Source organism: Enterobacter sp. E14S (genome assembly GCF_055666685.1).
This window is the reverse complement of sequence record NZ_JBVODQ010000003.1, coordinates 14,825-38,982: the sequence shown is the minus strand read 5'-3', so window position 1 is coordinate 38,982 and position 24,158 is coordinate 14,825. Positions and strand designations below refer to the sequence as shown.

Here is a 24,158-nt window from a genome sequence, read left to right as displayed (position 1 = left end):
GCGACGCATTTTGCGCTTATTCCGTCGATAGGGGAGACCGGGTGAGATTTAAGCTGTGAACTGAAATTTTGCCATCAGCGGAGGAGACATGCTCGATAAACTCGACGCCGCGTTACGTTTTCAGCAGGAAGCGCTCAATTTACGCGCCCAGCGGCAGGAGATTTTAGCCGCCAACATCGCTAACGCCGATACCCCAGGGTTTCAGGCGCGCGATATTGATTTTTCCAGTGAACTCAAAAAGGTGATGGAGCGTGGACGTGCCGAAGGAACGGGTGTTGCACTTGCCATGACATCCTCTCGCCATATTCCTGCTCAGGCGATGACCGCGCCAGCGACCGATTTACTTTACCGCATTCCCGATCAGCCCTCACTCGACGGTAACACCGTGGATATGGACCGGGAGCGTACCCAGTTTGCCGATAACAGTCTGAAATACCAGACGGGCCTGACCGTACTCGGCGGACAAATCAAAGGCATGATGAACGTCCTGCAGGGGGGGAACTGATAGATGGCCTTGTTGAATATTTTTGATATTGCCGGTTCGGCGTTAACCGCGCAGTCCAAACGCCTGAACGTGGCTGCCAGCAACCTGGCGAACGCCGACAGCGTAACCGGACCAGACGGCCAGCCTTATCGTGCCAAACAGGTTGTCTTTCAGGTCGATGCTGCGCCGGGCGCGGCGACGGGCGGCGTGAAGGTGTCTGATGTGGTAGAGAGCCAGGCGCCGGACAGGCTGGTGTATGAGCCGGGTAACCCGCTCGCGGATGCCAGCGGATACGTGAAAATGCCAAACGTGGATGTGGTGGGTGAGATGGTGAACTCCATGTCGGCTTCCCGCAGCTACCAGGCCAACGTTGAAGTGCTGAATACCGTGAAGAGCATGATGCTCAAAACGCTCACTCTCGGCCAGTAAAGGAGACATGCATGTCCATCGCCGTAAATGTGAATGATCCTACGAACTCGGGTGTTAATAACACGAAGAGTACGACAGGTTCTAACTCCCTCACCGGGAGCAATGCCTCCGATCTTCAGGGCAGCTTTCTGACGCTGCTGGTGGCGCAGCTTAAGAACCAGGATCCCACTAACCCGATGCAGAACAACGAACTGACCACGCAGCTTGCGCAGATCAGCACCGTGAGCGGCATTGAGAAACTCAACACCACCCTCGGCTCCGTCTCCGGGCAGATTAACAGCGCCCAGTCTCTGCAGGCGGCAAGCCTGATTGGCCACGGGGTGATGATCCCGGGAACCACGATTCTGGCGGGCACCAGCACCACTGAAGGCAACAGCACAACGACCACCACGCCGTTTGGCGTTGAGCTCCAGCAGGCGGCTGAGAAGGTCACTGCAACGATCATGGATGCCAATAACGTGGTGGTTCGCACCATTGATATCGGTGAGCTGAAGGCGGGCGTTCACACCTTTACGTGGGATGGCAGCCTGACCGACGGCACTAAAGCACCAAACGGTTCTTACAAAGTAGCGATCAGCGCCAGCAACGGGACGACCCAGCTGGTGGCGCAGCCGCTGCAGTTCGCGCTGGTCCAGGGCGTGATTAAAGGAAGCGACGGCAACAAACTGGATTTGGGAACCTCTGGTTCCACCACACTCGACGAAGTTCGGCAGATTATCTAAGCCTTAACACTTATCAGGAGTAAGTCATGGCCTTTTCTCAAGCGGTCAGCGGCCTGAATGCTGCGGCCACCAACCTGGACGTCATTGGCAACAACATCGCCAACTCCGCGACCTATGGTTTTAAATCCGGTTCTGCTTCATTTGCGGACATGTTTGCCGGTTCCAAAGTCGGCCTGGGCGTGAAAGTTGCGGGCATCACTCAGGACTTTACCGACGGTACCACCACCAACACTGGTCGTGGTCTGGACGTTGCTATCAGCCAGAACGGTTTCTTCCGTATGGTCGATTCTAACGGTTCTGTGTTCTACAGCCGTAACGGCCAGTTCAAGCTGGACGAAAACCGTACGCTGGTTAACATGCAGGGCATGCAGCTGACGGGCTACCCGGTAGCTGGAACGCCTCCAACCGTTCAGACCGGTGCGAACCCTCAGGCGATTACTATCCCGAATACCCTGATGGCGGCGAAATCAACCACCACCGCGACGCAGCAGATCAACCTGAACTCAACCGATCCTGTTCAAACTGCCCCGTTCGATGCGACCAATCCGGATACCTATAACAAAAAAGGGACCGTGACCGTATTCGACAGCCAGGGTAACGCCCACAACATGTACGTCTACTACGTGAAGACGGCCAACAATAAATGGGATCTTTACACTCAGGACGGCAGCGTTGCGGGTTCTACAGCAGCGAAAGCGGCGCAGATGAACTTTGATGCGAACGGTAACCTGGCGGGTGTCTACAACTACGACGCTGCGGGTGTACTGAGCGCAACGCCAAACGCCACGCCGGCCATTAACATCACCACGGGTTCTGTCAGCGGTGCGACGGCGGCGACCTTCTCCCTGAGCTTCCAGAACTCCATGCAGCAGAACACCGGTGCAAACAGCGTTGTGGCAACCAATCAGAACGGCTACAAGCCTGGCGACCTGGTGAGCTACCAGATCAACGACGATGGCACCGTGGTGGGAAGCTACTCTAACGAACAGTCTCAGGTTCTGGGCCAGATCGTGCTGGCAAACTTCGCCAACAACGAAGGCCTGAAATCGGAAGGTGACAACGTCTGGTCTGCCACTCAGTCCTCCGGCGTGGCGCTGCTGGGTACTGCAGGCACCGGTAACTTCGGCAAGCTGACCAACGGCGCGCTGGAAGCCTCCAACGTGGATATGAGTAAAGAACTGGTGAACATGATCGTCGCGCAGCGTAACTATCAGTCGAACGCGCAGACCATCAAAACCCAGGATCAGATCCTCAACACGCTGGTTAACCTGCGTTAAGCGGCTAACAGGAAAGCGCAATGGATCACGCAATATATACCGCGATGGGCGCGGCAAGTCAGACGCTCAATCAGCAGGCCGTTACCGCCAGCAACCTGGCAAACGCCTCTACGCCGGGCTTTCGCGCGCAGCTTAACGCGCTGCGCGCGGTGCCGGTTGAAGGGCTCTCCCTGCCAACCCGTACGCTGGTGACGGCATCAACCCCTGGCGCAGATATGACGCCTGGGCAGATGGACTACACCTCGCGCCCGCTGGACGTTGCCCTGCAGCAGGACGGCTGGCTGGCGGTGCAAACTGCGGACGGCAGCGAAGGCTATACCCGTAACGGCAATATCCAGGTGAGCGCGACGGGCCAGCTGACGATTCAGGGTCATCCGGTAATGGGGGAAGCGGGTCCGCTAACCGTGCCGGAAGGCTCTGAGCTGACTATCGCCGCGGACGGTACCATTTCGGCGCTGAACCCGGGCGACCCGGCCAATACCGTTGCGCCCGTCGGACGTCTGAAGCTGGTGAAAGCGGAAGCCAAAGACGTGCAGCGCGGCGACGACGGCATGTTCCGTCTGACCCAGGCGGCGCAGGCGACGCGTGGTGCCACGTTACAGGCCGATCCGAGCATCCGCGTGATGTCCGGCGTTCTGGAAGGCAGCAACGTCAAGCCGGTCGAAGCCATGACCGACATGATTGCCAGCGCCCGTCGTTTTGAAATGCAGATGAAGATCATCAGCAGCGTGGATGAAAACGCGGGCAAGGCTAACCAACTTCTGGCTATGAGTTAACAGGACTCCTTATGATCAGTTCTTTATGGATCGCGAAAACTGGCCTGGACGCCCAGCAAACCAATATGGACGTGATTGCCAACAACCTGGCAAACGTGAGCACCAATGGTTTCAAGCGTCAGCGTGCCGTTTTCGAAGATTTGCTTTATCAAACTATCCGTCAGCCGGGCGCGCAGTCTTCTGAACAGACGACGCTGCCGTCGGGTCTGCAGATCGGTACCGGTGTTCGTCCGGTGGCCACCGAGCGTCTGCACAGCCAGGGCAACCTGTCTCAGACCAACAACAGTAAAGACGTGGCAATCAAAGGCCAGGGGTTCTTCCAGGTGCAGCTGCCTGACGGGACCTCTGCCTATACCCGCGACGGTTCGTTCCAGGTCGATCAGAACGGCCAGCTGGTGACGGCGGGCGGTTTCCAGGTTCAGCCTGCGATTACCATCCCGGCGAACGCCCTGAGCATCACCATCGGACGTGACGGTGTGGTCAGCGTGACCCAGCAGGGACAGGCCGCGCCGGTTCAGGTCGGGCAGCTCAACCTGACCACCTTCATGAACGATACCGGTCTGGAAAGCATTGGTGAGAACCTCTACACCGAAACGCAATCCTCCGGTACGCCGAATGAGAGCACCCCGGGCCTGAACGGCGCGGGGCTGCTGTACCAGGGGTATGTTGAAACGTCCAACGTGAACGTGGCGGAAGAGCTGGTGAATATGATCCAGGTCCAGCGCGCGTATGAAATTAACAGTAAAGCAGTGTCGACGACCGACCAGATGCTGCAGAAACTGACGCAACTCTAAGGTGTAGCCCGGTGCGGTAAACGCCGCGCCGGCTCCCTGTTTTCGAAGATGAAGGCAATGCAAAAAAACGCGGCGTTTCGTTATCCGATACTGACTGTTCTGGCTGTCACCCTCAGCGGGTGTGCTTTGATCCCGTCTAAACCATTGGTCCAGGGTGCGACGACTGCCCAACCCGTTCCTGGCCCCGCGCCAGTGGTAAACGGCTCCATTTTCCAGACCGCGCAGCCGATTAATTACGGCTATCAGCCGCTGTTTGAAGATCGCCGCCCGCGTAACGTCGGCGATACATTGACCATTGTGCTGCAGGAAAATGTCAGCGCGAGCAAGAGCTCGTCGGCGAACGCCAGCCGCGATGGCAAAACCAATTTTGGCTTCGATACCGTGCCACGCTATCTCGAAGGGCTGTTCGGCAACGCGCGTGCTGATGTGAACGCGTCCGGCGGCAACACCTTTAACGGTAAAGGCGGCGCGAACGCCAGCAACACCTTCAGCGGTACGCTGACGGTCACGGTTGACCAGGTACTGGTTAACGGCAACTTGCACGTTGTGGGTGAAAAACAGATCGCCATCAACCAGGGCACTGAATTCATTCGCTTCTCGGGCGTGGTTAACCCTCGCACCATCAGCGGCACCAACACTGTTCCGTCCACCCAGGTGGCGGATGCGCGCATTGAGTACGTCGGTAACGGCTATATCAATGAAGCGCAAAATATGGGTTGGCTGCAGCGCTTCTTCCTTAATTTATCGCCGATGTAAGCGAGGTGACCCATGTTTAAATCGATCTTCGCCGTGGCGCTCGCGCTGGTGGCCACGTTTGCCCAGGCTGACCGTATTCGCGACCTCACCAGCGTTCAGGGCGTACGTGAAAACTCCCTGATTGGCTATGGCCTGGTGGTCGGTCTGGATGGTACCGGTGACCAGACGACCCAGACGCCGTTCACCACCCAAAGCCTGAACAACATGCTTTCCCAGCTCGGCATTACCGTGCCGGCGGGAACCAACATGCAGCTGAAAAACGTGGCCGCGGTAATGGTCACCGCGTCCTACCCGGCGTTTGCGCGTCAGGGGCAGACCATTGATGTGGTGGTCTCCTCAATGGGTAACGCCAAAAGCCTGCGCGGCGGTACGCTGTTGATGACTCCGCTGAAAGGCGTTGACAGCCAGGTCTATGCGCTGGCGCAGGGGAACATTCTGGTTGGCGGTGCGGGGGCATCCGCAGGCGGAAGCAGCGTGCAGGTGAACCAGCTGAACGGTGGACGTATCACCAACGGTGCGATCATTGAGCGTGAACTGCCGACCCAGTTTGGCGCGGGCAACACCATCAACCTGCAGCTTAATAATGAAGACTTCACGATGGCGCAGCAAATTGCCGATACCATCAACCGCAGCCGCGGCTACGGTAATGCAACGGCACTCGACGCGCGCACCGTGCAGATCCGCACCTCCACCGGCAGCAGCAACCAGGTGCGCATGCTGGCGGATATCCAGAATATGGAAGTGAACGTTCCGGTTCAGGATGCGAAAGTGATCATCAACTCCCGTACCGGCTCGGTGGTGATGAACCGGGAAGTGTCGCTGGACAGCTGTGCCGTGGCGCAGGGGAACCTCTCCGTGACGGTAAACCGCTCCGCGAACGTGAGCCAGCCGAATACGCCATTTGGTGGCGGTCAGACGGTGGTGACGCCGCAAACGCAGATTGATATGCGTCAGAGCGGCGGGTCGCTGCAGAGCGTTCGCTCCAGCGCCAACCTGAACAGCGTGGTGCGTGCCCTGAACGCCCTGGGCGCAACGCCGATGGATCTGATGTCCATCCTGCAATCCATGCAAAGCGCGGGCTGCCTGCGCGCCAAACTGGAAATCATCTAATGCTGACCGATAGCAAACTGTTGACCAGTGCAGCCTGGGACGCCCAGTCGCTCAACGAACTGAAAACCAAAGCAGGCAAAGACCCGGCGGCGAACATCCGCCCGGTCGCCCGCCAGGTGGAAGGGATGTTTGTACAGATGATGCTGAAAAGCATGCGCGAAACCCTGCCGAAAGACGGGATGTTCAGCAGCGATTCAACGCGTCTCTACACCAGCATGTATGACCAGCAGATTGCGCAGCAGATGACCGCCGGTAAAGGCCTTGGTCTGGCTGACATGATTGTGAAACAGACCGAAGCCGCGCAGGGCATTCAGCCTCAGGAGCAGCCGCAGCAGGTGCCGATGAAGTTCGACCTGGAAACGGTGACCAGTTATCAGAACCAGGCTCTGACGCAAATGGTGCGTAAAGCGATGCCAAAAGCCACGGGCAGCGGCGATGAGCCGCTCTCCGGTGACAGCAAAGACTTCCTGGCGCAGCTTTCTCTGCCCGCGCGCCTTGCCAGCGAACAGAGCGGCGTGCCGCATCACCTGATTCTGGCGCAGGCCGCGCTGGAGTCGGGCTGGGGTCAGCGTCAGATCCGCAAGGAAAACGGCGATCCGAGCTTCAACATCTTCGGCGTGAAGGCCACCTCCAGCTGGAAGGGGCCAACAACGGAGATCACGACCACCGAATACGAGAACGGTGCGGCGGTAAAGGTCAAAGCAAAATTCCGCGTCTACAGCTCCTATCTGGAAGCATTGTCCGACTACGTTGGCCTGCTGAGCCGCAATCCGCGTTATACCGCCGTTACGCAGGCGACGACGGCGGAGCAGGGCGCTCAGGCCTTACAAAACGCGGGCTACGCGACTGACCCGAACTATGCACGCAAGCTCACCAGCATGATCCAGCAGCTGAAATCTATGGGCGAGAAGGTCAGCAAAGCCTATAGCACAGATATTGAAAATCTGTTCTGAAAGTTCTCAAGTCCCGGTGGAGGTTGCCGATAACCTTCATCAGGACTCGTGTCTGAACGTATAAAAGGAACCCCCATGTCCAGTTTGATTAACAGCGCCATGAGTGGCCTCAGTGCCGCGCAGTCGGCACTCAATACCGTCAGTAATAATATTTCAAGCTATAACGTGGCAGGTTACACCCGCCAGACTACGGTGCTGGGCGCATCTAACAGCACGCTGACCGGCGGTGGCTGGGTAGGTAACGGGGTTTATGTCTCCGGTGTCCAGCGTGAGTATGACGCCTTCATCACCAACCAGCTGCGCGCCGCGCAGACGCAGAGCAGCGGTCTGACGACGCGCTATCAGCAGATGTCAAAGATTGACGATGTGCTCTCCGATACCACCAACTCGCTCTCCACCACCCTGCAGGATTTCTTCAAAAGCCTGCAAACGCTGGTGAGCAACGCGGAAGACCCGGCTGCACGTCAGACGGTGCTGGGTAAAGCGGGCGGTCTGGTCAATCAGTTCAAAACCAACGATCAGTATCTGCGTGACCAGGATACGCAGGTCAATACCGCGATTGGGACCAGCGTGTCTCAGATCAACAACTATGCCAAACAGATTGCGAACCTGAACGATCAGATCTCCCGTCTGACCGGCGTCGGTGCGGGCGCATCGCCTAACGATCTGCTCGACCAGCGCGATCAGCTCGTCAATGAGCTGAACAAAATCGTGGGCGTGGAAGTGTCTGTTCAGGATAGCGGTACGTTTAACATCTCTTTCGGCAACGGTTACAGCCTGGTTCAGGGAAGTAAAGCTAACCAGCTGGCTGCCGTGAAGTCGAGTGCCGATCCGGCTCGTACGACTATCGCCTACGTCGACGACGTGGCGGGTAATATTGAGATCCCCGAGAAATTTATCACGACCGGTTCTTTAGGCGGTTTACTGACCTTCCGCACGGAAGATCTGGATAAAGCGCGTAACACCCTGAACCAGATGGCGCTGGCCTTTGCGGATGCGATGAACACGCAGCATGAAGCCGGTTTTGATGCAAACGGTGATGCGGGCGGTAAGCTGTTCAACTTTGGTTCTCCGGCTGTTCTGTCCAACAGCAAGAACGGCGGTTCGGCCCTTGTCACGGCTTCTGTGACGGACAGTAAGCAGGTCCAGGCGACAGACTATAAGCTGCAGTTTAACGGCACTGACTGGACGGTCACCCGCACGTCAGACAAAACCAGCTTTACGATGAGCCCGGATGCCAGCGGTAATCTGTCGTTTGATGGCCTTAACGTCAACGTGAGCGGGACAGCAAATACCAAAGACAGCTTTACCGTGAAGCCTGTTTCCAACGTCATCATGAACATGGATCTGGCGATCAGCGACGAGTCCAAACTGGCGATGGCGTCGGTGCAGAACGGCGGCGAAAGTGACAACCGTAACGGCCAGAAACTGCTCGATCTGCAAAACGGCAAAGTGGTGGGTGGAAATAAAACCTTCAACGATGCGTATGCCTCTCTCGTCAGTACCGTCGGTAGCTCAACGGCGTCACTGAAGGTGAGCAGCCAGACGAAAGCCAACGTGGAAACGCAGTTAATCAAGCAGCAGCAGACCATCTCTGGGGTAAACCTCGACGAAGAGTATGGCAATTTGCAGCGTTATCAGCAGTATTACCTGGCCAATGCCCAGGTGCTACAAACTGCCAGTACGCTCTTCGATGCAATTATCAACATTCGTTAAGGTTGAGGTGAACAATGCGTATTAGCACCCAGATGATGTATGAGCAGAACATGCGTGGGATCACCGATTCCCAGAGCAGATGGCTGAGCTACGGTGAGCAGATGTCCACCGGCAAGCGCGTCAATCGTCCTTCGGACGATCCTATCGCCGCGTCGCAGGCCATCGTTCTGTCACAGTCTCAGTCGCAAAACAGCCAGTTTGCGCTCGCGCGTACCTTTGCTACGCAGAAGGTCTCGCTGGAAGATAACGTGTTAACCCAGGTCAACACCGCTATCTCAAGCGTGCGCGAGAAGCTCGTTTATGCGTCGAACGGCACATTAAGCGATGACGACCGTCTTTCTCTGGCGACCGATATTCAGGGGATCCGCGATCAGCTGATGAACCTGGCCAACACGACGGATGGTAATGGCCGCTTTATCTTTGCGGGATACAAAACCGAGAGCGCACCGTTTGATGCCGCGACCGGGGATTATAACGGCGGCGCAGAGGCCATCACGCAGCAGGTTGATACGGCGCGAAACATGACCATTAGCCATACCGGCCAGCAAATTTTCGAAAGCATTACCAGTAATGCGGAACAGCTGCCGGGCGGTGGATATGGCCAGACCAACATGTTCAAAATCCTGGATTCTGCTATTGCCTCGCTGAAGACACCGATTGAGAACGATCCGGCTGCCGCAACGGCGCAAAGCCAGGTGATTGCCAATGCGCAAATCGGCATCAAAAACTCCCAGAACAATGTCCTGACGGTCGTTGCGGATGTGGGAACCAAGATGAACGAACTGGAAAAACTCGACACGCTGGGTGATGACCGCGCGCTGGGTCAGACCAAGCAGATGAGTGACCTGGTGGATGTTGACTGGAACGAAGCGATTTCCTCTTACACCATGCAGCAGGCGGCCTTGCAGGCGTCTTATAAAGCGTTTAGCGATATGCAGGGCATGTCTCTGTTCCAGCTGAACAAATAACATCTTGACCTCTTGGAACATGTCTTGAAACTGGGCATGTTTTACTGCCCAATCCGTCTGGATTGGGCATTTTTTTTATGCAACTTCTGCTGATGCGGAGGTGACTCGTGCGCTTTCTATCAGACGGATTGCCAGCGCAATGACGCCACAGACCGTCGCCAGCGCGACCACGCCCGTCCAGCCGGCCAGCGAGTAGATATTGCTGCCTAACGCGGAACCCAGCGCCATCCCGATAAAGACCACCGTAAAGAGCAGGGCGTTGAGGCGACCGCGCGCCTGCGGTTCAAGGCTGTATACCAGGTTCTGGTGAGCGACCAGGCTGGACTGCAGCCCCAGGTCGAACCCGACGGCAGAGATGGCGATCAGAATCAGCTGTCCATGAATGCCCAACGCGGGCATCAGGAACATCAGGGCGAATGAGACGGTCACCAGAACGGCACCAATCTGCGTGACTTTTCCTGCGCCCAGTTTGTCTGCCAGACCCCCTGCCAGCGGGGCAGCTAACGCACCGGCGGCACCTGCAATACCAAATCCTCCCGCTACAGCGCTACCCAGGTGATAGCGTTCCAGCAGCATGACCGCAAGCGTAGACCAGAAGGCGCTAAAGGCAATCGACAGGAAGCCCTGGGCCAGCGCCGCACGGCGCAGCGCCGGATAGCGACGCCACAGATGCTCCATTGAGCGCATCAGCGCGGGGTAGCTCAGCGTGGAGTGAATGGCAAAACGGGGAAGCACAAACCACATCATCACGCCGACGAACGCAATGCTCGCCGCCGCCAGCTGGTACATGACGCGCCAGCCAAACGCTTCGCCCACCACGCCGCTCACGGTTCTGGATAATAAGATACCCATCAGCAGCCCGGTCATTACCGTGCCCACGGTTTTCCCCTGTTTACCTTCCGGCGCAAGGATGGCCGCGGCAGGGACGATATCCTGTGCCATGGTGGCGGCCATGCCGATGAGCAGGCTTGCCAATAGCAGAGAGTGGATCTGCCCGGTCAGGCTACAGCCGAGAAGAAACAGCGCCAGCGCCGCACTCTTTATCAGGATTAACGTCCTGCGGTCGTGGCGATCGCCGAGCGGTAGCAGGAACAGGATCCCCAGGGCATATCCCGCCTGGGTGAGCGTCGGAACCATGCCCGTTCCTTCGATACTCAGGTGAAGGTCTGCGCCCATCAGCGGCAGCAGAGGCTGGGCATAATAGATAGATGCCACGCTGAAACCTGCACCGATCGCGAGCATTAAGATTACCCAGCGGCTCACCGCATGGGCGGCAGTTGATGTGTTCATAAGATGTTCCTCATTCGTCGTGTGAGGTTATTTTTTATCAGTACGCCTTGCGACGGTAGCGGGCCCGGTGGTAAAACGCTTATACGTTGAACGTATAAGTGAAAATACGATGAAAAGAGCTGAGCGTATAGACAGGGTGGAGTTAATGCGGACGTTTGTTCGTATTGTGGAGGCGGGCTCCCTCTCAGCGGCGGCGCGGCAGCTGGCCACTACTCAGGCCACGGTAAGCAGACGGTTACAGTCGCTTGAAACCATGCTGGGCGTGCGCCTGATATTGCGCACCACCCACACGACGCGGCTGACGGATGACGGCGAACGCTGCTATCAGCACGCCCGTCGGGTGATTGACAGCTGGCTGGCGCTGGAAGATGAGGTGGGGCAGACGGAAGATGAGCCGGTAGGCGTGCTGCGGGTGCGCGCTCCGCACGCGTTTGGTCAGGATCAGCTTCTGAAACCCGTAACCGAGTTTTTGCAACGCTATCCCCAGCTTTCGATTGAGTGGATGCTCAACGATCGGTCGGCGGACTTCCTCGGCGACAACCTTGACTGTGCGATTCAGGTGGGCGTGGAAGTCGATCCGGCGACCGTGTCCGTGCTGCTGGCCGAAGTGCCGCGCTCGGTAGTGGCTTCACCGTCACTGCTGGCCCGTTTCCCGACGGTTACCACGCCGGAGGATTTGCAGCAGTTTCCCTGGATAGCGATTAGCTCATTCTACCAGCGCCATGTGGAGCTTTTTCACGATGCATCACCCGTCACCGCGCGGATTGCTATTACGCCACGTCTGAGCACCGACAGCCTGTATGTCGCACGCAATACGGCGCTCACCGGCCTTGGCGTGGCGGTGGTATCCAGCTGGACGGTACAGGATGATATTCGGGAAGGGCGGCTGGTACATTTGCTGCCAGAGTGGCAGCCAGCGGCGTTACCGGTGCATCTGGTTTACCCCTGGTCCCGCTATTATCCGGCACGCTTGCGGCGTTTTCTGGAGTTGATGCGCCAGGTCATGCCGGAGGTCACCGGGATGAGAAAGCCCGTGCAGCAGCCATAAAAAAAGCCGACCCGAAGGTCGGCTTTTTACTTTCAGCGTCGTTATTCGACAGACTGCGGACGCGTTGCCGGTGCAGTCGCCTGATGCGTTGCACTGTGGCCGCCTGCAGCGCCTTTACCGTCGAAGCTGAACGCCGGGCGTACCCAGTCGCTGTGTCGCGGGGCTTCAGGCACGTAATCCGGCGCCGGGGCGCGCGTCATTGGTGCTGTCGCCACGTGGGCTGCGGCTGGTGCAGAAACAACCGGCTCAGGTTTCACCTCAGGCGCTTTCGCTTCTTCGACAACCGGTTCAACCTGAATCTCAACGTCCTGAACGACTTCTTCAGTGGTGGTTTCAACGAGGGTTTCTGCGGTGTCTTCCACTGCGGCTACAGATTCAGCCTCTTCAGCGACTTCCTCAGCCACCACGGCATCTTCTTCGGCGATAAGCTGCGGTGCGGCATCAACCGGCGCGGCAATCACTTCTGGATGGGTGGTTTCAACTTCCACTGCGTGAGGTGCTTCAGCTTCAACAACCTGAGGTTCAACCACGGTTGCCGCTTCAGTCACGACAGCTTCTACCGCGGCTGCGGGTGCAATCACCTCTTCGGTTACAGGCTGTTCTTCAACAACCTGCTCCGGGCGAGCAACCGGGTAACGGATCCAGACTTTGCCGGACGCCATTTCTGGCGAAGCACAGGCAATAGTCAGCGGCATTGGCGACTGAGTCGGGTAACGCTCGTCACGATAGCGACGACGGCGCTGGCCGCTGACGCGCAGATGACGTGGAGAACGACGTGAACGGCGCGGCATACCGGCGTTATCACGGTTTTCACCGTTATCATCCTGCTCAATGTTGTTTTGAACGACCGCTGGCAGATCAACTTTCGCCAGCTGCGTACCGGTTGTGCTCTCGCTGGTTTCAACCGCGACAACGGCTGACTCTTCTGTTACTTCAGAGGCGAAGCGAACTTTCTGAGCAAGCTGGCGCTGCTTACGACGCGGCATTACCTGAGTGCGTTCTTCCTGCTCGCCGTCCTGCTGTTCAACAGGCTCTTCGCGGTTCAGGTTTTTGACTTCCTGCTGTGCCTGACGCTTCTCGTCGTTACGGCGACGGCTGCGTTCACGGCGCGGCTGCTGGTCGTCACGCTGTTTGCTCTTCTCAGACTCATCGCCCGCCTGCTGGCGAATTTCACGATCTTCAACATTCGGCTGTTGTTTCTCGCGACGGTTGCGACGGTTGTCTTCGCGTTGCTCACGGCCTTCGCCATTCTCAGAGCGGTTGTCACGGTTGTCACGACGCTCGCTGCGGTCATTGCGATCGCTGCGGTCGTTACGATCGCGGCGGTTGTTCTGACGCTTACGGCGATCCTGCTGACGCTCTGGCTTGGCTGCTTTTGGCTCTTCTTTCGGCTGCTCTGGCTGAACTTCTTCTTCAGCAAACATCTTCTTCAGCGCGCCAAAGAAGCGGCTCAGCAGACCCGGCTGCGCCGGCTGGGCTTTCGCTACCGCGGCTTCTGGTTTCTGCGCTGCAGGTTTGGCCGCAGGTTTTTCCAGAGCTGCTTCCGGTGGTGCTTCAGGCATGATGAAGGTCGCTAACGCAGGCTGCTCTGGCAGTTTGCGCTCGGCTGGCTCTTCATCGGAAGGCAGGGACATCTCTTCTTCATGCAGCTTCGGCAGCAGGTAGCTGAGGGTGGTCGTCTCTTCGCCCTTACGCACGCGCAGCACGTGATAGTGTGGGGTCTGCATCTGGTCGTTTGGCACGATGATGCAGCGAACGCCGCCCTGACGCGCTTCAATCGCACTTACCGCTGCACGTTTTTCGTTAAGCAGGTAAGAGGCAACTGGCACCGGCACAATGGCGTGAACCTCTTTGGTGTTCTCTTTCAGCGCTTCTTCTTCAATCAGACGTAGAATGGAGAGGGACAGAGATTCGTTATCACGCACGGTACCGGTGCCGGAGCAGCGCGGACAAACGTGATGGCTGGACTCGCCGAGAGACGGGCTCAGACGTTGACGAGACATCTCCAGCAGGCCAAAGCGCGAGATATGGCTAATCTGGATACGCGCTCTGTCCTGACGCACCGCTTCGCGCAGACGGTTTTCAACCGCACGCTGGTGGCGAACAGGGGTCATGTCGATGAAGTCGATAACAATCAGACCACCCAGGTCGCGCAGGCGGAGCTGGCGGGCGATTTCATCAGCGGCTTCGAGGTTAGTGTTGTAGGCGGTCTCTTCGATATCGCCACCGCGCGTTGCACGCGCGGAGTTGATGTCGATAGCGGTCAGCGCTTCAGTGGTATCGATAACGATAGAACCGCCGGACGGCAGACGCACTTCACGCTGGAAGGCGGACTCAATCTGGGATTCGATCTGATAGTGGCTGAACAGCGGGATTTCACCGGTGTACAGTTTAATTTTGCTGGTGAAATCCGGACGACCCAGCGCGGCGATGTGCTGGCGCGCCAGCTCAAGCACTTTCGGGTTATCGATCAGAATCTCACCGATGTCCTGACGCAGGTAATCACGGAAGGCACGCACGATAACGTTGCTTTCCTGGTGGATCAGGAACGGAGCAGGGCGGCTTTCGGCTGCTTTCTGAATGGCTTCCCAGTGCTTCAGACGGAAGCTCAGGTCCCACTGCAGCGCTTCGGCTGATTTGCCAACGCCTGCGGTACGCACGATAAGCCCCATGCCATCAGGCAGTTCGAGGCTTGCCAGCGCTTCTTTCAGCTCGGTACGGTCATCACCTTCGATACGGCGAGAGATGCCACCCGCACGCGGGTTGTTAGGCATCAGAACCAGATAGCTCCCTGCCAGGCTGATAAAGGTGGTCAGTGCGGCACCTTTGTTGCCACGCTCTTCTTTATCAATCTGAACGATAACTTCCTGACCTTCACGCAGAACATCTTTGATGTTTGGGCGGCCATGGGCGTTGTAGTTTGCGGGGAAATATTCGCGGGCGATTTCTTTCAGAGGGAGGAAACCATGACGCTCAGCACCGTAATCGACAAATGCAGCTTCAAGGCTTGGTTCAATGCGGGTGATTTTACCTTTGTAAATGTTCGCTTTTTTCTGTTCGTGTCCAGGACTTTCGATATCCAGATCGTACAGGCGCTGCCCATCCACAAGGGCGACACGCAACTCTTCTTGCTGAGTTGCGTTGATTAACATTCTTTTCATCGTAACTTACTCGTTATTCTTACATTGACGACAAAGCTGCGGGCAAGGTGACGCTTTCCGGGGTATGAACCGATGGCCTCGTGTCTGTTCACGTCGCCAACCTCACGGTTGTCGCTCGCTTAAGAGGCGCAGAGTGTCGGTTGCCTGTGTTTCATACGGAAACACAGCGCAATTATCAGGGGAATTGCCTGGGTAGAACTCTCCAGAGAACAATCCTTATACCGGGAAGTACTGCAACCCGCAGCCCGCTAACTGCCTGAAAGATCAATACGTCTTACGCCATTGCTGCGTGGATGATCGGTCAGACAAAATTGGTCATTCCGTCAACATCCTTACTTAACCAGGATTTAACACGGAAAACAGCCTCATTATTCCACTGCTCGCCGGGTTATAGCAAGATGACTTTTACCAATTATCACTCGGTTACTCACAGTTTCTTCACTTCAGAATGGCGATTGGTTTAATAACCACCAAATCGGTTGCGCGAAACGGAGAGCTGGCCGGATAAAAGTAAATATAAGCATAGAAAAATGAGTGGCGCTAATGGCTGACGATATTTAGAATCGCCAACCATGAAAACAGAGACTCCAGCCGTAAAAATGGTTGCCATCGCCGAAGATGACGCGGGGCAACGTATCGATAACTTTTTGCGCACCCAGTTGAAAGGTGTACCAAAGAGCATGATTTACCGCATCCTGCGCAAGGGCGAGGTGCGGGTGAACAAAAAACGCGTGAAGCCCGAGTACAAACTCGAGGCGGGCGATGAAGTTCGTATTCCGCCGGTGCGCGTTGCGGAACGTGAAGAAGAGACCGTTTCACCGAAGCTACAGAAAGTGGCGGCCCTAAGCGATGTGATCCTGTACGAAGATGACCACATTCTGGTGCTCAATAAACCGTCAGGAACGGCTGTTCATGGCGGCAGCGGTCTGAGCTTCGGCGTGATTGAAGGGCTGCGAGCCCTGCGTCCGGAAGCGCGCTTCCTTGAACTGGTGCACCGTCTTGACCGTGATACCTCTGGCGTACTGCTGGTGGCGAAAAAGCGTTCTGCGCTGCGTTCGCTGCATGAACAGCTGCGTGAAAAAGGGATGCAGAAAGACTACCTGGCGCTGGTGCGCGGTCAGTGGCAGTCCCATGTAAAAGTAGTGCAGGCGCCGTTGCTGAAGAACATTCTGCAAAGCGGCGAACGTATTGTCCGCGTAAGCCAGGAAGGGAAACCGTCTGAGACGCGCTTTAAAGTTGAAGAGCGCTATGAGTTTGCCACGCTGGTGCGCTGCAGTCCGGTGACCGGTCGTACCCACCAGATCCGCGTGCATACGCAGTTTGCAGGGCACCCAATTGCCTTTGATGACCGCTATGGCGACCGCGAGTTTGATAAGCAGCTGGCGGGGACGGGGCTGTCGCGTCTGTTCCTGCATGCGGCAGCGCTGAAGTTTACCCATCCTAATACGGGGGAAGTCATCCGTATTGAAGCGCCGCTGGACGAGCAGTTGAAACGCTGTCTTAAGGTTCTGCGCGGCTGATTATGCCTTCCTCCCTCTCCCTGTGGGAGAGGGCCGGGGTGAGGGCATCAGGCCGCAACGTTCCAGTCACATAGTCAGCGGATTACACTCTTCTCGCCGTAACATCTGACACAAGGCAATCAGCGGTAACCCCACCAGCGTGTTGGGATCGCGACCGTCCAGCTTCTCGAACAGCGCAATCCCCAGTCCTTCGCTTTTAAAGCTCCCCGCACAGTTCAGCGGACGTTCCCGGCGCACATAATCCACGATCTCTTGCTCGCTGAGATGGCGAAAGTGTACGTCGAACGGCTCGCATTCGGTTTGCAGATGACCGGTGGCGGAGTTATAGAGCGCCAGGCCGGTATAAAAGGTCACGATAGTGCCTCGCGCACGCAGAAGCTGCTGACAGGCGTTCTCCTCCGTATGGGGCTTGCCGGTGATTTCGCCGTCCAGCACGCAAACCTGGTCTGAGCCTATAATCAAATGTGCGGGGTAACGTGCGGCCAGCGACTGCGCTTTCTCCTTAGCAAGACGCATCACCAGATGACGCGGGGATTCGCCCGGCTGTGGTGTCTCATCCACCTCTGGCGCGGCGCATTCAAACGGGATCCCGAGCTTTTCCAGCAGCATTCGGCGGTAGGGAGACGTGGAAGCAAGGACGAGATTTGGCATATTTTTATCACCAGATATAGCGTATCGATGCCAGCCATTTTAAACTACAGGCCGCAATGTGTGCGAATAATTGGCAAAAGGCAGCTCTGGTTGCCTTTTTCTTTGACTCTATGACGTTACAAAGTTAATATGCGCGCCCTATGCAAAAGGTAAAATTACCCCTGACTCTTGATCCGGTTCGTACGGCTCAAAAACGCCTCGATTACGAAGGTATCTATACTTCCGATCAGGCTGAGCGTATTGCCGAATCCGTAGTCAGTGTGGACAGTGATGTAGAATGCTCCATGTCGTTCGCTATCGACAACCAGCGTCTCGCCGTTTTAACCGGTGATGCAAAGGTGACGGTAACGCTCGAGTGTCAGCGTTGCGGGAAACCGTTTGTACAGCATGTTCACACAACGTATTGTTTCAGTCCGGTTCGTTCTGACGAACAGGCTGAAGCACTCCCGGAAGCGTATGAGCCGATTGAGGTTAACGAATTCGGTGAAATCGATCTTCTGGCTCTGGTTGAAGATGAAATCATCCTCACCTTGCCAGTAGTTCCGGTGCATGATTCTGAACACTGTGAAGTGTCCGAGGCGGACATGGTCTTTGGGGAACTGCCTGATGAAGCGCAAAAACCAAACCCATTTGCCGTATTAGCCAGCTTAAAGCGTAAGTAATTGAGGAGTAAGGTCCATGGCCGTACAACAGAATAAACCAACCCGTTCCAAACGTGGCATGCGTCGTTCCCATGACGCGCTGACCGCAGTTACCAGCCTGTCTGTAGACAAGACTTCTGGTGAGAAACACCTGCGTCACCACATCACCGCTGACGGTTTCTACCGCGGCCGCAAGGTTATCACTAAGTAATCACGCGCAAGCGTGATTAGGCTTAGTGAGGATTTCCCCGTGCAAACGGGGAATTTACCGAACCAGGCTGCGACGATACCTTGACACGTCTAACCCTGGCGTTAGATGTCATGGGGGGAGATTTTGGCCCTTCCGTGACAGTGCCTGCAGCATTGCAGGCACTGAATTCTAATTCGCAACTCACACTTCTTTTAGTCGGCAATCCCGACGCAATCACGCCATTACTCGCAAAAGCTGACTTTGAACAACGTTCGCGTCTGCAGATTATTCCTGCGCAGTCAGTTATTGCCAGTGATGCCCGACCCTCGCAGGCGATTCGCAATAGTCGTGGCAGCTCTATGCGGATAGCGCTGGAGCTGGTGAAAGAAGGGCGAGCTCAGGCTTGCGTCAGCGCGGGAAATACCGGCGCGCTGATGGGGCTGTCGAAATTGCTGCTCAAACCTATTGAAGGTATTGAGCGCCCGGCGCTGGTAACGGTGTTACCGCATCAGCAAAAGGGCAAGACGGTGGTGCTCGATTTGGGCGCTAACGTCGACTGTGATAGTACTATGCTGGCTCAGTTTGCCGTGATGGGATCGGTGCTGGCAGAAGAAGTTGTCGGGATCAACACTCCCCGTGTTGCGTTACTGAACATTGGTGAAGAAGAGACCAAAGGCCTGGACAGCATTCGCGAAGCGGCTGAATTGCTCAAACAGGTTCCCTCCATCAACTATATTGGTTATCTCGAAGCCAATGAGTTGTTGACGGGTAAAACGGATGTTCTGGTGTGCGATGGCTTCACCGGAAACGTCACGTTGAAGACCATGGAAGGGGTCGTACGCATGTTTCTTTCTCTGCTGAAATCTCAGGGAGAAGGCAAAAAAAGCGCCTGGTGGCTGATTTTATTGAAGCGTTGGTTACAAAAGAGCCTGACGCGGCGATTCAGTCACCTCAACCCCGACCAGTATAATGGCGCCTGTCTGTTAGGATTGCGCGGCATCGTGATTAAGAGTCATGGCGCCGCCAATCAGCGAGCATTTGCTGTCGCGATTGAACAGGCAGTGCAGGCGGTGCAGCGACAAGTCCCTCAGCGGATTGCCGCTCGCCTGGAATCTGTATTAGCTAAAAGTGACTGAGCGTACATGTATACGAAGATTTTAGGTACCGGCAGCTACCTGCCAAAACAAGTGCGTACCAACGCCGATCTGGAAAAATGGTAGATACGTCTGACGAGTGGATTGTCACGCGCACAGGTATCCGTGAACGTCGTATTGCCGCGCCAGACGAAACCGTGTCGACCATGGGTTACGAAGCCGCACAGCGTGCTATCGAAATGGCGGGCATTGATAAAGAACAGATTGGTTTGATCGTGGTTGCCACGACGTCTGCCACGCATGCTTTCCCAAGCGCAGCGTGCCAGGTGCAAAACATGCTCGGCATTAAAGGCTGTCCGGCGTTTGACGTCGCTGCCGCGTGCGCAGGCTTCACCTATGCGCTGAGCGTCGCCGATCAGTACGTGAAATCCGGTGCCGTTAAATATGCGCTGGTGATCGGTGCTGACGTGCTGGCGCGTACCTGCGATCCCACCGATCGTGGAACGATCATCATTTTTGGTGATGGTGCGGGTGCGGTGCTGCTGGGGCAGTCCGAAGAGCCGGGTATCATCTCTACGCATCTGCATGCTGATGGCAGCTATGGCGAACTGTTGACCCTGCCTAACGCCGATCGCGTTAATCCGGACAACTCGATTTTCCTGACCATGGCAGGAAATGAGGTGTTCAAGGTGGCGGTAACCGAGCTTGCACACATCGTTGATGAAACGCTGGAAGCGAATAACCTTGAGCGTTCCGCCCTCGACTGGCTGGTGCCGCATCAGGCGAACCTGCGTATCATCAGTGCGACCGCGAAAAAGCTGGGCATGTCGATGGATAACGTTGTGGTGACGCTGGATCGTCACGGCAACACCTCTGCGGCGTCGGTACCGTGCGCATTTGACGAAGCGGTACGCGATGGACGAATCAAACGGGGCCAGCTGGTCTTGCTTGAAGCCTTCGGTGGCGGGTTCACCTGGGGTTCCGCGCTGGTTCGTTTCTAGTATAAGGAATAAAAAATGACGCAATTTGCTTTTGTGTTCCCGGGCCAGGGCTCTCAAACCGTTGGGATGTTGTCTGAAATGGCAGCACGCTATCCGGTAATTGAAGAGACTTTCCGTGAAGCTTCTGATGCACTGGGTTATGATTTATGGGCGCTGACCCAGCAGGGTCCGGCCGAAGAACTGAACAAAACCTGGCAGACCCAGCCAGCGCTGCTGACCGCGTCCGTTGCGCTGTGGCGTGTCTGGCAGCAGCAGGGCGGTAAAGCGCCAGCGCTGCTCGCGGGTCATAGCCTGGGTGAATACTCTGCGCTGGTGTGTGCTGCCGTGATCGCGTTTGCTGACGCGGTACGTCTGGTGGAACTGCGCGGTAAATTCATGCAGGAAGCGGTGCCGGAAGGCACGGGCGGCATGTCTGCCATCATCGGTCTGGATGATGCTGCAATTGCAAAAGCGTGTGAAGAATCTGCTGAAGGCCAGGTTGTCTCTCCGGTAAACTTCAACTCGCCGGGCCAGGTGGTTATTGCCGGTCATAAAGAAGCGGTTGAACGTGCGGGTGTGGCCTGTAAAGCAGCGGGTGCTAAGCGTGCGCTGCCGCTGCCGGTCAGCGTGCCGTCTCACTGTGCACTGATGAAGCCTGCTGCCGAGAAACTGGCGGTTGAGCTGGAAAAAATTACGTTTAACGCACCGACGATTTCCGTTGTGAACAACGTCGATGTGAAATGCGAAACCACGCCGGAAGCGATCCGTGACGCGCTGGTTCGTCAGCTCTACAGCCCGGTACAGTGGACCAAAACCGTTGAGTTTATGGCCGCTCAGGGCGTTGAGCACCTGTATGAAGTCGGCCCAGGTAAAGTCCTCACCGGTCTGACAAAACGTATTGTTGACACCCTGACAGCCTCGGCGATTAACGAGCCGGAAGCGATGTCAGCGGCACTCTCGCAATAAAAGAGGAATACCATGAGTTTTGAAGGAAAAATCGCCCTGGTCACTGGCGCAAGCCGCGGTATCGGGCGTGCAATTGCTGAAACACTGGTTGCGCGCGGCGCGAAGGTGATTGGTACAGCAACCAGCGAGAATGGCGCTCAGGCCATCAGCGAGTATCTGGGTGCAAAGGGTAAAGGTCTGGTACTGAATGTGACCGAACCTGCATCTATCGAATCTGTTCTGGAAAATATTCGCGCAGAGTTTGGTGAAGTGGATATTCTGGTAAACAATGCCGGGATCACTCGCGATAACCTGTTAATGCGAATGAAAGACGACGAGTGGAACGATATCATCGAAACCAACCTGTCATCTGTATTCCGTCTGTCAAAAGCGGTAATGCGCGCTATGATGAAAAAGCGTCATGGACGTATTATCACTGTCGGTTCTGTGGTTGGTACCATGGGAAATGCTGGTCAGGCTAACTACGCTGCGGCGAAAGCAGGTCTGATTGGTTTCAGTAAGTCGCTGGCGCGTGAAGTCGCGTCCCGCGGTATTACTGTAAACGTTGTTGCTCCGGGCTTTATTGAAACGGACATGACGCGTGCGCTGACTGATGAGCAGCGTGCGGGTACGCTGGCGGCAGTTCCGGCGGGTCGTCTTGGCGACCCTAAAGAAATCGCCAGTGCGGTTGCATTTTTAGCCTCTGACGAAGCGGGTTACATCACTGGTGAGACCCTTCACGTCAACGGCGGGATGTATATGGTTTAACCACGAGATACACTAAATCATTCTGGTTGGATCAAGGCGGCAAGACCGAGAAGCCTGGGAGCATAGATTACTATGTGACCGGGATTAGAGGGCGCAGCCAACGCAGAGGCAGCCTGGATGATGACGTGTAGAAAAATATTTGCGTTATTAGGGCAAATGGCCTCAAAATAACGTAAAATCGTGGTACGAACTGCCGGGATTTAGTTGCAAATTTTTCAACATTTTATACACTACGAAAACCATCGCGAAAGCGAGTTTTGATAGGAAATTTAAGAGTATGAGCACTATCGAAGAACGCGTTAAGAAAATTATCGGCGAACAGCTGGGCGTTAAGCAGGAAGAAGTTGTGAACTCCGCTTCCTTCGTTGAAGACCTGGGCGCAGATTCTCTTGACACCGTTGAGCTGGTAATGGCTCTGGAAGAAGAGTTTGATACTGAGATTCCGGACGAAGAAGCTGAGAAGATCACCACCGTTCAGGCTGCCATTGATTACATCAACGGTCACCAGGCGTAAGTGAACATCTCCAGGCGGTCATTCGACCGCCTGAGTTTTATCTTTTTTAGTCCCACGAATCTCTTTTTTTATCCCTCCCTGGAGGACAAACGTGTCTAAGCGTCGTGTAGTTGTGACCGGACTTGGCATGTTGTCTCCTGTCGGCAATACCGTAGAGTCCACCTGGAAAGCTCTCCTTGCCGGTCAGAGCGGCATCAGCCTAATCGACCATTTCGATACTAGCGCCTATGCAACGAAATTTGCTGGCTTAGTAAAGGATTTTAACTGTGAAGAGATCATCTCGCGCAAAGAACAGCGCAAGATGGATGCCTTCATTCAATATGGAATTGTCGCTGGCGTTCAGGCCATGCAGGATTCTGGCCTTGTGATTACGGAAGAGAACGCAACCCGTATCGGCGCCGCTATCGGCTCCGGGATTGGTGGTCTTGGCCTGATCGAGGAAAACCATACATCTCTGATGAATGGCGGCCCGCGTAAGATCAGCCCGTTCTTCGTTCCGTCCACGATTGTTAACATGGTGGCGGGTCACCTGACCATCATGTTTGGCCTGCGTGGGCCAAGCATTTCTATCGCGACTGCCTGTACGTCTGGCGTACATAACATCGGCCAGGCCGCGCGCATTATTGCGTACGGCGATGCAGATGCTATGGTTGCGGGCGGTGCTGAAAAAGCCAGTACTCCACTGGGTGTTGGCGGTTTCGGTGCGGCGCGTGCGCTGTCTACCCGCAATGATAACCCGCAGGCGGCGAGCCGTCCGTGGGATAAAGACCGTGACGGCTTCGTGCTGGGCGACGGTGCGGGCATGATCGTACTGGAAGAGTACGAGCACGCGAAAAAACGCGGCGCGAAAATTTATGCTGAAATCGTTGGTTTCGGCATGAGCAGCGATGCTTACCACATGACGTCTCCTCCTGAGAACGGCGCGGGTGCTGCGCTGGCGATGGAAAACGCGATTCGTGATGCGGGTATTACCCCAGCACAAATTGGCTACGTGAACGCGCACGGTACTTCTACACCTGCAGGCGACAAAGCTGAAGCTCAGGCGGTTAAGTCTATCTTCGGCGAATCTGCCAGCCGCGTAATGGTGAGCTCCACCAAGTCCATGACCGGTCACCTGTTGGGTGCGGCGGGTGCAGTAGAGTCAATCTACTCCATCCTTGCGCTGCGCGATCAGGCTGTTCCGCCAACCATCAACCTGGATAACCCGGATGAAGGTTGCGATCTGGACTTCGTTCCTCACGAAGCGCGTCAGGTTAGCGGTATGGAGTACACCCTGTGTAACTCCTTCGGCTTCGGCGGCACCAACGGCTCTCTGATCTTCAAAAAGATCTGATCCTGACGTCCCGATAGCATTTAAAAAGGTCCGCTTGC

Annotated in this window: 23 protein-coding genes and 1 pseudogene; 21 read left to right on the top strand and 3 right to left on the bottom strand. The window is 56.0% G+C overall.

Annotation, left to right across the window (positions count from 1 at the left end):
- The first annotated feature begins 88 nt into the window (after positions 1-88).
- From flgB to flgL, 11 genes are all read left to right on the top strand, one after another.
- On the top strand, positions 89-505 hold the full coding sequence (flgB, locus tag ACZ6J2_RS08340; protein ID WP_023311135.1) for a flagellar basal body rod protein FlgB: 417 nt from the start codon (positions 89-91) through the stop codon (positions 503-505).
- A gap of 3 nt (positions 506-508) precedes the next feature.
- Positions 509-913 carry a flagellar basal body rod protein FlgC gene (gene flgC, locus ACZ6J2_RS08335; RefSeq protein ID WP_008500814.1) on the top strand — a complete coding sequence of 135 codons (405 nt, stop codon included), beginning with the start codon at positions 509-511 and terminating at the stop codon, positions 911-913.
- Positions 914-924: 11 nt separating this feature from the next.
- Positions 925-1,635, top strand: a complete 711-nt coding sequence (flgD, locus tag ACZ6J2_RS08330; RefSeq protein ID WP_033145203.1) for a flagellar hook assembly protein FlgD — start codon at positions 925-927, stop codon at positions 1,633-1,635.
- 26 nt (positions 1,636-1,661) lie between these two features.
- Positions 1,662-2,912, top strand: coding sequence for a flagellar hook protein FlgE (flgE, locus tag ACZ6J2_RS08325; RefSeq protein WP_039261882.1), 1,251 nt, complete (start codon positions 1,662-1,664; stop codon positions 2,910-2,912).
- A gap of 20 nt (positions 2,913-2,932) precedes the next feature.
- The gene (locus ACZ6J2_RS08320; RefSeq protein ID WP_033145205.1) at positions 2,933-3,688 is read left to right on the top strand and encodes a flagellar basal body rod protein FlgF; all 756 of its coding nucleotides are present in this window, start codon (positions 2,933-2,935) and stop codon (positions 3,686-3,688) included.
- A gap of 11 nt (positions 3,689-3,699) precedes the next feature.
- Entirely contained in the window at positions 3,700-4,482 is a 783-nt protein-coding gene (gene flgG / locus ACZ6J2_RS08315) for a flagellar basal-body rod protein FlgG (RefSeq protein WP_008500810.1), read from the top strand.
- Positions 4,483-4,539: 57 nt separating this feature from the next.
- Positions 4,540-5,238, top strand: coding sequence for a flagellar basal body L-ring protein FlgH (gene flgH, locus ACZ6J2_RS08310; RefSeq protein ID WP_024909015.1), 699 nt, complete (start codon positions 4,540-4,542; stop codon positions 5,236-5,238).
- A 12-nt stretch (positions 5,239-5,250) separates the two neighbouring features.
- Positions 5,251-6,348 carry a flagellar basal body P-ring protein FlgI gene (locus ACZ6J2_RS08305; RefSeq protein ID WP_029740346.1) on the top strand — a complete coding sequence of 366 codons (1,098 nt, stop codon included), beginning with the start codon at positions 5,251-5,253 and terminating at the stop codon, positions 6,346-6,348.
- Positions 6,348-7,301 carry a flagellar assembly peptidoglycan hydrolase FlgJ gene (gene flgJ, locus ACZ6J2_RS08300; RefSeq protein ID WP_471725380.1) on the top strand — a complete coding sequence of 318 codons (954 nt, stop codon included), beginning with the start codon at positions 6,348-6,350 and terminating at the stop codon, positions 7,299-7,301. The genes ACZ6J2_RS08305 and flgJ overlap by 1 nt, the downstream gene beginning before the upstream one ends.
- A 75-nt stretch (positions 7,302-7,376) precedes the next feature.
- Positions 7,377-9,017 carry a flagellar hook-associated protein FlgK gene (gene flgK / locus ACZ6J2_RS08295; protein ID WP_471725378.1) on the top strand — a complete coding sequence of 547 codons (1,641 nt, stop codon included), beginning with the start codon at positions 7,377-7,379 and terminating at the stop codon, positions 9,015-9,017.
- A gap of 14 nt (positions 9,018-9,031) precedes the next feature.
- Entirely contained in the window at positions 9,032-9,985 is a 954-nt protein-coding gene (gene flgL / locus ACZ6J2_RS08290) for a flagellar hook-associated protein FlgL (RefSeq protein WP_033145208.1), read from the top strand.
- A 75-nt stretch (positions 9,986-10,060) separates the two neighbouring features.
- On the opposite strand, the gene ACZ6J2_RS08285 is transcribed toward flgL, so the two are convergent.
- On the bottom strand, positions 10,061-11,275 hold the full coding sequence (locus ACZ6J2_RS08285) for an MFS transporter (protein WP_471725377.1): 1,215 nt from the start codon (positions 11,273-11,275) through the stop codon (positions 10,061-10,063).
- Positions 11,276-11,420: 145 nt separating this feature from the next.
- Here ACZ6J2_RS08285 and ACZ6J2_RS08280 point away from each other — a divergent pair, with 145 nt between their 5' ends.
- Positions 11,421-12,323 carry a LysR family transcriptional regulator gene (locus ACZ6J2_RS08280; RefSeq protein ID WP_471725376.1) on the top strand — a complete coding sequence of 301 codons (903 nt, stop codon included), beginning with the start codon at positions 11,421-11,423 and terminating at the stop codon, positions 12,321-12,323.
- 41 nt (positions 12,324-12,364) lie between these two features.
- On the opposite strand, the gene rne is transcribed toward ACZ6J2_RS08280, so the two are convergent.
- Entirely contained in the window at positions 12,365-15,484 is a 3,120-nt protein-coding gene (gene rne, locus ACZ6J2_RS08275; protein ID WP_471725375.1) for a ribonuclease E, read from the bottom strand.
- A gap of 572 nt (positions 15,485-16,056) precedes the next feature.
- Between rne and rluC the strand changes: the two genes are divergently transcribed.
- The gene (rluC, locus tag ACZ6J2_RS08270) at positions 16,057-17,004 is read left to right on the top strand and encodes a 23S rRNA pseudouridine(955/2504/2580) synthase RluC (RefSeq protein ID WP_024909023.1); all 948 of its coding nucleotides are present in this window, start codon (positions 16,057-16,059) and stop codon (positions 17,002-17,004) included.
- A gap of 66 nt (positions 17,005-17,070) precedes the next feature.
- Here the strand turns inward: rluC and ACZ6J2_RS08265 are convergent, their stop codons facing one another.
- The gene (locus tag ACZ6J2_RS08265; RefSeq protein ID WP_471725373.1) at positions 17,071-17,655 is read right to left on the bottom strand and encodes a Maf family protein; all 585 of its coding nucleotides are present in this window, start codon (positions 17,653-17,655) and stop codon (positions 17,071-17,073) included.
- A gap of 140 nt (positions 17,656-17,795) precedes the next feature.
- On the opposite strand from ACZ6J2_RS08265, the gene yceD reads away from it, so the two are divergent.
- From yceD to fabF, 8 genes and pseudogenes are all read left to right on the top strand, one after another.
- On the top strand, positions 17,796-18,317 hold the full coding sequence (gene yceD, locus ACZ6J2_RS08260; protein ID WP_014883375.1) for a 23S rRNA accumulation protein YceD: 522 nt from the start codon (positions 17,796-17,798) through the stop codon (positions 18,315-18,317).
- Positions 18,318-18,333: 16 nt separating this feature from the next.
- The gene (gene rpmF, locus ACZ6J2_RS08255) at positions 18,334-18,507 is read left to right on the top strand and encodes a 50S ribosomal protein L32 (RefSeq protein ID WP_003857964.1); all 174 of its coding nucleotides are present in this window, start codon (positions 18,334-18,336) and stop codon (positions 18,505-18,507) included.
- Positions 18,508-18,587: 80 nt separating this feature from the next.
- Positions 18,588-19,622: a phosphate acyltransferase PlsX gene (gene plsX / locus ACZ6J2_RS08250; RefSeq protein ID WP_060568787.1), complete on the top strand. Its 1,035-nt coding sequence runs from the start codon at positions 18,588-18,590 to the stop codon at positions 19,620-19,622.
- Positions 19,623-19,628: 6 nt separating this feature from the next.
- Positions 19,629-20,581: pseudogene (locus ACZ6J2_RS08245) on the top strand (beta-ketoacyl-ACP synthase III).
- 15 nt (positions 20,582-20,596) lie between these two features.
- Positions 20,597-21,526 carry an ACP S-malonyltransferase gene (fabD, locus tag ACZ6J2_RS08240; protein WP_471725372.1) on the top strand — a complete coding sequence of 310 codons (930 nt, stop codon included), beginning with the start codon at positions 20,597-20,599 and terminating at the stop codon, positions 21,524-21,526.
- 12 nt (positions 21,527-21,538) lie between these two features.
- The gene (fabG, locus tag ACZ6J2_RS08235; RefSeq protein ID WP_471725371.1) at positions 21,539-22,273 is read left to right on the top strand and encodes a 3-oxoacyl-ACP reductase FabG; all 735 of its coding nucleotides are present in this window, start codon (positions 21,539-21,541) and stop codon (positions 22,271-22,273) included.
- Positions 22,274-22,550: 277 nt separating this feature from the next.
- Positions 22,551-22,787, top strand: a complete 237-nt coding sequence (gene acpP / locus ACZ6J2_RS08230) for an acyl carrier protein (RefSeq protein WP_003857954.1) — start codon at positions 22,551-22,553, stop codon at positions 22,785-22,787.
- A 91-nt stretch (positions 22,788-22,878) separates the two neighbouring features.
- Positions 22,879-24,120 (top strand): beta-ketoacyl-ACP synthase II, encoded by a 1,242-nt coding sequence (gene fabF, locus ACZ6J2_RS08225; protein ID WP_024909028.1) that lies wholly within the window; start codon positions 22,879-22,881, stop codon positions 24,118-24,120.
- Positions 24,121-24,158: the final 38 nt, after the last annotated feature.